The 8745-nt window shown below is 64.9% G+C and carries 12 protein-coding genes; 5 read left to right on the top strand and 7 right to left on the bottom strand.

The annotated features are described in order from the left end of the window. Positions 1 to 463 precede the first annotated feature (463 nt). Positions 464 to 949 (top strand): hypothetical protein, encoded by a 486-nt coding sequence (locus O7610_RS25385; RefSeq protein ID WP_281552901.1) that lies wholly within the window; start codon positions 464 to 466, stop codon positions 947 to 949. Then, positions 939 to 1547, top strand: coding sequence for a hypothetical protein (locus O7610_RS25380; RefSeq protein WP_289212050.1), 609 nt, complete (start codon positions 939 to 941; stop codon positions 1545 to 1547). Before O7610_RS25385 ends, O7610_RS25380 begins: the two co-directional genes overlap by 11 nt. A 3-nt stretch (positions 1548 to 1550) precedes the next feature. Here the strand turns inward: O7610_RS25380 and O7610_RS25375 are convergent, their stop codons facing one another. From O7610_RS25375 to O7610_RS25360, 4 genes are all read right to left on the bottom strand, one after another. Next, positions 1551 to 1958 carry a nucleotide triphosphate diphosphatase NUDT15 gene (locus tag O7610_RS25375; RefSeq protein ID WP_281552899.1) on the bottom strand — a complete coding sequence of 136 codons (408 nt, stop codon included), beginning with the start codon at positions 1956 to 1958 and terminating at the stop codon, positions 1551 to 1553. Positions 1959 to 2011: 53 nt separating this feature from the next. Further along, entirely contained in the window at positions 2012 to 3814 is a 1803-nt protein-coding gene (locus tag O7610_RS25370; protein WP_289212049.1) for a hypothetical protein, read from the bottom strand. Then, positions 3811 to 4224 (bottom strand): DivIVA domain-containing protein, encoded by a 414-nt coding sequence (locus tag O7610_RS25365; protein ID WP_502959053.1) that lies wholly within the window; start codon positions 4222 to 4224, stop codon positions 3811 to 3813. Before O7610_RS25365 ends, O7610_RS25370 begins: the two co-directional genes overlap by 4 nt. Positions 4225 to 4312: 88 nt before the next feature. After that, positions 4313 to 4573: a hypothetical protein gene (locus O7610_RS25360; RefSeq protein WP_289212048.1), complete on the bottom strand. Its 261-nt coding sequence runs from the start codon at positions 4571 to 4573 to the stop codon at positions 4313 to 4315. 400 nt (positions 4574 to 4973) lie between these two features. Between O7610_RS25360 and O7610_RS25355 the strand changes: the two genes are divergently transcribed. The 3 genes from O7610_RS25355 to O7610_RS25345 all read left to right on the top strand — a co-directional run bounded on the left by O7610_RS25355 (position 4974) and on the right by O7610_RS25345 (position 7290). Next, complete coding sequence (locus O7610_RS25355) at positions 4974 to 5846, top strand: helix-turn-helix domain-containing protein (RefSeq protein ID WP_289212047.1); 873 nt, start codon at positions 4974 to 4976, stop codon at positions 5844 to 5846. Then, positions 5843 to 6049, top strand: a complete 207-nt coding sequence (locus O7610_RS25350; protein WP_289212046.1) for a DUF397 domain-containing protein — start codon at positions 5843 to 5845, stop codon at positions 6047 to 6049. Before O7610_RS25355 ends, O7610_RS25350 begins: the two co-directional genes overlap by 4 nt. 236 nt (positions 6050 to 6285) lie before the next feature. Next, positions 6286 to 7290, top strand: coding sequence for an EcsC family protein (locus O7610_RS25345; protein ID WP_289212045.1), 1005 nt, complete (start codon positions 6286 to 6288; stop codon positions 7288 to 7290). A 95-nt stretch (positions 7291 to 7385) separates the two neighbouring features. Here O7610_RS25345 and O7610_RS25340 read toward each other — a convergent pair whose 3' ends face one another. The 3 genes from O7610_RS25340 to O7610_RS25330 are packed head-to-tail and all read right to left on the bottom strand — an operon-like array spanning position 7386 to position 8701. Next, positions 7386 to 7814, bottom strand: a complete 429-nt coding sequence (locus tag O7610_RS25340) for a hypothetical protein (protein WP_289212044.1) — start codon at positions 7812 to 7814, stop codon at positions 7386 to 7388. A 3-nt stretch (positions 7815 to 7817) separates the two neighbouring features. Continuing rightward, complete coding sequence (locus O7610_RS25335; protein WP_289212043.1) at positions 7818 to 8444, bottom strand: hypothetical protein; 627 nt, start codon at positions 8442 to 8444, stop codon at positions 7818 to 7820. Further along, the gene (locus O7610_RS25330; RefSeq protein ID WP_289212042.1) at positions 8444 to 8701 is read right to left on the bottom strand and encodes a hypothetical protein; all 258 of its coding nucleotides are present in this window, start codon (positions 8699 to 8701) and stop codon (positions 8444 to 8446) included. Before O7610_RS25330 ends, O7610_RS25335 begins: the two co-directional genes overlap by 1 nt. Positions 8702 to 8745 lie beyond the last annotated feature (44 nt).

Here is an 8745-nt window from a genome sequence, read left to right as displayed (position 1 = left end):
AGCACGTGTGAAGCCGTGACCGCCTCAGCCCGTCGATCCTAGGCGGCAAGCGCCGGCAAGCCCAGACACGTCGCCCACAGTTCGCCTCGTCCCGTAATGAAGCGCACGCGCCATACCTGGTAGCGCGGCGAAGATCGTGCAATCAGTTCGATGTAGGCAAACTCCCACTACATCCACGTTCATCAACGCCGCTAAGATTGAACACGATATCGACGTTGCGGTATCATCACCGTACGCACACCCCCGACAACCAAGGGTTGATCAAGAAAGTCAGATAGCTGACAGATGTGACCTCGCGAGCAAAGATCAACACTATCCGCACACCAATCACCACCAACAGTTACCCATGATCATCAGCCAGATAACGGAGAGATGCGAAGAAGAGCCCAACAGCCCAGCTTGCCCGATTAGCTGTTTTTGCACGTCAAACTCAACAACACGAAAGCTCTTATGATCCTCAGTCATGCGGGAGAGCAACAAAGACGATCATGATGAGGTCAGCGAACACCCACAGAAGCAGATAGACGACCTCGAAAAAGAGAAACTACGGCTGCAAATCGATCGAGCAAACCTGCGAACTGAACGGACCGAGCAGGCACTCAAGCAGCTGAGGGAAGATAGCAGAAAGGGCCACAAGTTCCAGATTATTCAAGGGATTGTCGACGGCACGCGGTGGATCGCGGTCATCGCCGTAGCATGGATTCCACTTCAAGCGGTGCAGCCTATCGCCGCCGCCTTTGCCGGCGAGACAACAGCCGTGAATGCCGACATAAGAGTAAGCATAGCAGTTGCCTACTCCGTTGCATCCACCACCATCCTTGGCGTGACAGCAAATCAGAGTCGCCTGAGGAAGAAGAAAATCAAGCAACAGAGAGAGCGCCTTGACAAACTAGAGAAGGAGCTGGAGAGCGCGAATAGCCGACAGAAAGAGGAAGAAAATGCACATTGACTCGCTGGCATTCTTCATAATGCTGATCTCTGCAGCCCTGTCACCATTCCTGCTAATTTATCAGCTTACCCGCCTAGCGCACAGCCAATTTCGCAACGAGCTGTGGCTAATTCGAGACGGACTAGTCGACGACCTACGAACCGGGAGGATTCAACGCAGCCCCGCCGCAGAGCGCCTTCTCAAACTAGTGAAGACCCATATCAGCGTCGCCGGGCGACACACTTTGACCGATGCGCTGATCGCACTCGCCATCTTCAAACCTTCCAACAGCACCCCGATTGCGGACCAGATCCTAGGCGACGTGCCACCACGCGACCATCCGATACTAGCCGAGTATCTACGGCGGCTGCAGGACGCGAGCCTGAGACACATCAGCCGCGCTTCTGCGGCCAGTTGGCTGATGGCGGTGTCCTTCAAAGCGCTCCGCCGGGCCGCGCGCACCTCCGGCAAACGGGAACGGGCCGAGAAGCACAGCATGCAGACGATCCGCGAGGATCTGGATCACGTCGAGGTACAGCTCATGCCACGGCTGATGCCATCACGGAGCGCCCGGAAAAGCAGAAGAAACCGGTCGGAGATGCCGACCCTCGTCGGCTGATTGTCACGGCAGCAGCTGCGCCAGGTCGTGCTGGTCGAGCAGGTTACGCATGGGGAGGAAGAGTGGATCAGGCATCGTGGGCGGGGCGATCCAGCGGAGGTCGACGAACTTATCCGGCTCGCGGACCTGTGGACTGCCCCGTAGGCGGTCACTGATCATCCAGATCGTCACGTAGTGCCGGGCGGCGTCGAACACGTCGTTGGTTACCGCTCCGAAGCGTACGTTGGTGATCTCGACGCCGGTTTCCTCCTCGACCTCCCGCCGCGCGGTCTGCTCGAAGCTCTCCCCGTGTTCGAGGTGGCCGCCGGGCAGCGACCAGGTGCCGGCCCCGTGGGCACCTTTGCGGAAGCCCATCAGGAAGCGACCTTCGCTGAGCACGAATGCCGCCACCCCGACCCGCGGTTGCTGCACGCCCACCACCTAAACGCCCAGCAACCCGAGCCGTCAACATCGTCAGGCAGAGGCTACCTCGGGTGGTCTGTAGTGAGGGTGTGGGTGCCGTCGGGGTGGAGGCGGACAGTGACAGGTTCGCCGGGCCGGGTGGCGGCGTGGCGGCGTACCTGGGTGGTGTGGGTTGTGGTGTCGGGGAGGGTGCCGGCCGCTGCGGGCTGTTGCGGCACGGAGATCGGCGTTTCCGGGTCGGTGGGGATGGTGGCGCGCAGTGCGCCGTGCAGGTAGCGGTAGCAGAGCGCGGCCGCTTCGGGCAGGGCGGCGCTGGTGGGGACCGGGTCGACGGCCAGCGGGGTGGCCGGGTCGACGACCCGGACCGACCAGCTGTGGCCCTGGGACAGTTCGGGTCGGCCGATGGTGTTGCGGTGGTCGATGACGGTGATGTCCAGGGCGAGGCCGAGGCCGCGGATCAGGGCGGCGAGTTCGTCGAGGGTGGGGCCGGGCCAGCCGGTGGCCAGGACCATGACGCGGGCGCCGTCGTAGGTGGCGCCGACTTCACCGAGGTACGCGTGGAGCGGGTCGCCGCCGGTGTGGGGGACCTGGCTGACACCGTTGCGCAGGTGCTGGTCGGTGACGTGTTCGCCGTCGATGTCGGTCAGGTCGGTCGGCTGCACGCCGAACTGCGCGGCGAGCGAGCCGATCTGGTAGTGCTCGTCGAGCTGCCACACGGTGGTGCCGGACGGCCGGTCGGTGAGCACCAGGGTGGGCGGTTGCGGGCCGACGGCGGCTTCCGGGTCGCCGGTCGGTTCGCTGTCGGGTCGCCAGTTGCGGTGCACGGTCCGGCCACGCAGGTCGGTGACGGTGAGCACCGCGCCGCGCCGCACCTGGCGGGTGCCGTAGCAGTCCAGGCAGTACGGCGGGTCGGGCCGGTCGGCGCACCGGCCGCAGGGGTGGGTGGGGATCGGCTCGCCCCAGTGTTTCGGTGCCGGCGGTTCCCAGCCGCGCACGAATCTGCCGGCGGTGTCGGCGGGTCGCAGGCTGGTGTGCCACCAGTGCCGGTTGCGCCAGATGGCCTGCGCCCCGCCGTGCTGTTCGGCATCACTGATCATGCGGCGTTCGACCTGGTCGAGGTCGTGGCCGCCGGGGTGACCGTCCAACCCGACCGGCACCGCACGCCCGGTGAGGGCAGCCTCGGTGAGGTAGTGGGCGGGCAGCAGCGGATTGGCGACGGTCAAGCCGGTCACCGCCCGTTCGGCGGGGATGGTGGCGAGCGCGGTCGGCAGGTCCGCGATCCACCGGTGCTGGTAGTCGGGCACCGTACCGCCGGCATGCTCGAACCGGACGTCCCAGCTCAGCCCACGCCCGATCGAGCTGGGCCGCACTTCGAGGACCAGGTCGACGTGCAACTGGTCGGCGAGCGCGCACAGCCGGCCGAGCAGCCGGGCCGGGTCGCCGGGTGGCGGCGGCTCGCTACTGCGGCCGATCAGCACCAGCCACGGCGACACCAGCCGGTTGGTGAGCGCCGCAGCCTCCCACCGCAGCCGGTCGGACTGCGGAACGGTGGGCTGCCACTGCCGGGGCAGCGTCAACCCGGACGACGGCAGCCGACCGGGTTCGTCGGGGAAGTCCGGGTCACGCAACGTCGCCTCGACAACGCCCGCGCGGGCGAGGAGGTCGGTGACGATCGGCGCGTACGGCAACCACCACGTCCCACCCGGAGTCGGGATCGGCGTGAACGAGCCCGGAACGAGGCTGGTCGAGGCGACCTGCCCGGTGTCGAGGTTCGCCACGGTGAACACCCGTTGCGCCCGCCGCCGGTCCACGCCGACCCCGACCACGTGCAGCGAGCCGGCCGGCACCGCGTTGACGCCGTTCACGCCGCCACCCCCGCCCCGAACCGGTGCGACCGCTCGAACTGCTCCGACTGCCAGTCCCGCAACGCCTGCTTGAGCCGGGCGTTCTCCTCGCGGGTGGAGCCAAGTTCGGCGCGCAGCGCGGTCAACTCGTCGGCGACCACGTGCAGAAACGCCCGCACCTCGACCGGGTCGCAACCACGCCGCACCCGGTCGCCGAACGAACGGTCGCGGACCAGTCCGGGGCTGATCGACGGCCGCACCGGCCGCCCGTACAAGTGACCGGCAGCGTTCGGGGCGGGCCGCACCGACGGACGCGGCCCGGCCGCAGTCTCGGTCGGCCGCCGGTCGTGGCGGGCGATCTCGGCGAGCAACCGCCGGTTACGCCGGCTCCGCACCGGAGCCCGGCGGAACAGGTCAAGGAACCTACGCACAGCAGGAACCACCTTTCACACAATCGAAAAACCTTCAAGGGGTACGGGTAAAGGGCGCGCGGCTCACGTAGCGCTGCCGCTGCCCTGGTCAGCGGTGGGGCCGGCGCGGGCGGGGCGCCCAGCGGAGACCGTCACGCTCGACGAAGATCTCCCGACGCTCACGGGCTTCACCGTCGGCTGCCAACACATAGCCGGTGAGCCAGACCCAGCCGTCGTACGTCCAGCGCTTGTCTACTGTCGTCACCCGGAACCGGAAACCCCGCCCAGCCGCGAACTGCACACTCGCCCGACCATCGATGATCAACTCGTCACCGGGGCGGGGATCGGCCGGGGACCGGTCGTCCGGCACGCTACCGATCAGCCGCCGGCACCGTCGTCCGACCGCAGTCGGGACACCACCGCGACTTGACCTTGAAACTGAACAACCCGACGAAGAACCCGAGCAGGATTCCGGAAACCAGGGCACCAACCGCCACCATGATCAACCCTTCTGATTGGGCTGGGGACGACCGGGCGGGCCGTTACCGCAGCCTGCCCGGTCACCTGGGATTTCAGTGATACGCAGCGGGGAAACGATCATGGACTCGCCGTTCCCCGCTACCCAGCAGCCGGCAAGTTGATCAACCGTCCACCTTCGATGCACCGCCCACATTGACAGCAGAATAGTGATCTTGCAACTCCCATTCTTTTTGTGAATTCTGCACCAGGGCACTCGCCAAGAGGGGTACTCATGCCGCAGACTGTCCGCTGTGGCAGGAATCCCAACCGTCCAGCGACGACGGCTCGCAGCAGAACTTCGCGCACTCCGCGAAGCCGCAGATCTCACAATCGACCAGGTCATTCAGCACGTGAAGATCGGAAAGTCGACGCTGTCGCGCGTCGAGAACGCACAGGTCTCGGTGACGACGCGAAACGTCACCAAGCTGCTGCGGCTCTACGGAGTGCCCGACAAGGATGCGGCAGCACTCATCCAGCTCGCTCGCGACGCCAAGCAGTACAGCTGGTGGAACGACTACTCGGGCGTCATGTCGGACGACATGGCCGGCTACGTGGCCTTTGAAGACGAAGCAACCCAGCTTCGCACCTACGACGTCCAGCTCATCAACGGCCTGCTGCAGACAACCGAGTACACCCAGGCGCTGTTGGAAGCCGAGTTCCCGGAGGGCTCACCAGAGAAGATCGAGGAGCGCATCGAGATCCGCCGCGCCCGTCAGCGGATCTTGGACCGGCCGAAGCCACCCAGGCTGTGGTCCGTCCTGGACGAGGGCGCGCTACATCGCCCCGTCGGCGGCCCAGAGGTGACGGCCGCCCAGCTGGAACACCTGATCACGATGGCGCAGCGGCCGTCGATCACCATCCAGGTGCTGCCGTTTCGCCAGGGCGCACACATGGGCATGGGCGTGTCCTTCACGATGCTCGACTTCAGCAACCATCCCACGGTCGTCTACCAGGAAAATCTGAGTGGCGCTCTCTACCTGGACAAGGACTACCATGTGGAGACGCACGGGCTGGCGTTCGACCACCTCCGTGCGACCGCGCTCTCACCCGCCGACACGCTGGCCTTCCTGCGGATGAGGGCGGAGGCGATGCTGGCGCAGGGAGCAAGGGAGAGCCCAGAATGATCACCCCCCGTGGCCTGGATCTGGCGATCTGGCGCAAGAGCACCCGCAGCAATGCGCAAGGCATGTGCGTCGAGGTCGCCACCAACGTCCCCGCCACAGTCCTCGTACGCGACAGCAAAGACCCCGCCGGCCCGGCACTCGCCTTTTCCCCCGCCGGCTGGACGTCCTTCCTCTCCACCCTCACCCCCGACGCTCCTCACTGACCCGAGGCAGATAGCTGTCTCTCCATGCCGAGGGCAGACGACGAGGGTGACGGCATTCAGCGAGTGGATGTTCCGGCCCTCCACCGTTTAGGTGATGTCTGCCCGGCGCGCAAGCGGCGTACCCTCGATCGTCTGTGGACTGAATGCCCGGCCTGGTCGTCGGCCGAAGCTCACCGCCGCCTGTCGCCCGGCAGTGCCATCATGACCCAGTCATTCCAGTCGAACGGAGGCCATCGATGAGCACTGTCGCTGACTCGCTCGCCGACGGCGCAACCCCGATGAGTGCATACGAAGAGCAGGTGTGGGACAGGCTCAACGAGCACTGGCAGCGCCGCAACAACCGCCGTGGTTTACCGAACTGGGCGAGCACTGCACTCGATCGCTCCGGCGAGGTCGCGCGAAACGCCGCGAGCCGGGCCACCAGGGCTGTGCCAGAGACGATCAAGGAACCAGTGCGCCGCGGAGGCGACGCGGTCGCCAGCATGGCCCTGCGACCGGCGGCCGAGGCTGCGGCAGCGCTGCTGGAGTTGGTCAACGCCTGGGCCTTGGAGCTAAACGACCCGAAGGGTGTCGAGAAGATCGCCCGCAAGCGTGGCATCGAACTCGACAGTTTCACTGAGCTGCGGCAGCAGGACCTCAAGGTGTGTGACCGGCTGCTGACCCGCAACACACTGAGGTGGCGTTCCGCCGGCGCGGTCGAAGGTGGTGCGATGGGCTTGCTGGCCCTGGTCCCCGTGGCAGGGATCCCCGCCGCAATTACTGCCGACATCCTCGTCATCCAGGTCCTGAGCACCTCGATCGCGTCGCGCATCGCGTACTCCTACGGCTACGACGCCAAAGACCCCTCGGAGCAAGCTTTCATCGAACGTCTGGTGCACCGGTCCTTCATGGCACAGGCAGCCAAGGTTGGGCCGCTGCGCGACACCGCACGAGCGGCCAGCGCTCTGAAGGGACGCGTAAGATTCTCCGCCAAGCTCCGTGCGGACCATCGCCTCGTGGTCGCCCTTGAGAAGTTGCTGCAGCACTTGGGTCCGGCTGGTGCCAGGGTTCCAGTTCAAAACGTCGCCAAAGCCGTGCCCATCGTGGGCGTCCTCATCGGTGCAGGGGTGAATTCCACAGTCCTCGGCAACGTGGCCGCCGATGCCCAGCGATACTGCCAGACCCGGTTCCTGTGCGACAAGTATGGACTGCCGATGCCGGCCGCACTGGCCACCTATCAGACCGAGCCCGACGCCATGTAAACCGTAGATAGCCCTCGAAATCGGCGAGATAACAGGAATCTAAGCACGTCTGCAGAACTACGCGACCCGGTCCGATCAGCAGCTCAGCACCGGCATCAGAGTCGACTAGCCGTTTCGACAGCGCTGGCGAGAATGGCATCAATCTCGTCCCCGCTCGCCCGACCTTCACCGAGCACGTGCATGATGGTAAGGCTCTGAATCTTGCCTGCCATCTCAGGATCGAAGTCGGACTCGACATCGGGGTCGAGTGCCGCCTTCACCAGGCGTTCCGCAGCGTTGGCGTCGATCTCGCGCGGATCCACTGGAGCAGCCGCGCGCAGCTCAGCAACGAACTGCACGATGTCGGCTTCGCTGGCATCCACGGGCAACCGGTGGTTGACGGCGTAGTAGAAGACGATGCCCATCAGAGTGGAAAAGTCGCCCCAACCTTTTATGTTCAGCTGGACTTCCAGGCGATCGTTCTCGGCGTAGTCACCCTTCAGCATCGTGCGAAAATATTCGACCAAGTCAGGCTCAATCTTCATAATTTACTTCCCTTCATGGCGTTTCTTGTATTTTTTCCACATTTCGCGACCCACTACTGCAGTGGCACCCGCAGCCATGATCACAGCAGTCACCGGATTGTCCACACTCGGGCGATCAGCAGGGATCGGCTCCGGCGCTACCGTCGTAGCACTCTCCGACCCCGGCTGGATCTTGAACAGGTCGAGAATTTCTTTTCCCGTCTGCATCGTCTTTTCCGCATCTTGCAGGTGTTCCTCAGTGGAGTCGGCCTTCTGCACGAAGCGACGCGCGAACCGGTCTGCCCTGCTGCCTGCCCCCTCAGCCTCTGCCACAAGACGTTCACCTGAGACATTGATTTTGGGGTCAGACGGAGGCGCCACGCCTGGAGCAATGTGGTTGACGTAGTTGACAATATGATCGCAGATATCGTTCAGGATGCCGGCGACCCGATCGGCCTTCGCCCCAGCGATCTGCGCCTCGGCGATAGCCGTCTTGATCGACTGATCGGTGCTTCCGCGAGCAGCTTCCGAGTAGTGCGCTGCCGCCTGCTCGGCGTCGGCCTGTGCACGGTTGGCGGTCACGGCTGCGGCAAGCAGCCGCTCCCGCGCAGCGTAGAGCCGCGCTACGACGTCGCCGAGGGTCCCGGACATCAGAGCTTGGCTACGTAGTCGTTCGCGTTCTGGACAGCAGCGCCGAACCGCCGGATCGCCAGCTCAACCTCACGTTCCAACGAGTCCAGCTTCGCCTTCGCCTTCTCGACCTCGTCATGGGTGCTGTCATGCATCGTGGCCCGCGCCAGGGCACCCGCTTCTGCAGCCTCGGTGAGCGCCTGTTCAAGGATCTGACACCCTTGCCGGACTGCTTCGTTGCCCCGCTCGACAGTGCGCTTCACATCGTCAACGCTCATCGACCACCGCTCCGTCGCCCTCCCGGCACCATCCGAACCTACCG

Source organism: Solwaraspora sp. WMMA2065, assembly GCF_030345075.1.
Lineage (GTDB): Bacteria > Actinomycetota > Actinomycetes > Mycobacteriales > Micromonosporaceae > Micromonospora_E.
This window is presented reverse-complemented; position numbering and strand designations above follow the sequence as displayed.